Raw genomic sequence first — 511 nt, 5'->3', positions numbered from 1 at the left:
CCTCGTGGAGTGCATTTTCTTTAATGGGTTTCAGCAAAACATAGTTCGCGCCTGCTTCCATAAATGCATCACTGGTTTCTTGCGCAGTGTCGGCGGTGCAGGCGTAGATGGGCGTCCCCAATTTCAAGTTTTGACGAATCTCTTTCGTGGTTTCGATGCCACCAAGATGCGGAAGTTGGTTATCCATCAAAATCAAATCATAAGAGTGATCTTTTAAGAACTCCATGGCTTCTAGCCCATCCTTCGCCCAATCAACCTGCATCTTGTATTTGGTACAAAACGCTTTAAGAATAAAGGCGTTAGTATGGTTATCTTCCACCAGCAACACTTTCAGACTTTCATCAAACAACTCTGCAGGTTTTACGCGTTGGCTCGAATCCAACGGAGCCAGAACTCGCTCACGATCCTTTACTGGCAGCGTAACAACAAATGTGGTTCCTTGCCCTTTTTGACTGCGAACTTGTACATCCCCGTCGAGCATATCGACCAAGTTTTTCACGATGGTCAACCC

The 511-nt window shown here is 46.0% G+C and carries 1 protein-coding gene; it reads right to left on the bottom strand.

Going from position 1 to position 511, the window contains the following annotated elements:
• Nucleotides 1–511, bottom strand: a 511-nt coding sequence (locus R7E38_RS23415) for a response regulator (protein WP_318082248.1), incomplete at both ends; no start/stop codon positions are given.

The organism is Vibrio sp. Vb2131 (assembly GCF_033338535.1).
Taxonomy (GTDB): Bacteria; Pseudomonadota; Gammaproteobacteria; order Enterobacterales; family Vibrionaceae; genus Vibrio; species Vibrio alginolyticus.
This window is presented reverse-complemented; position numbering and strand designations above follow the sequence as displayed.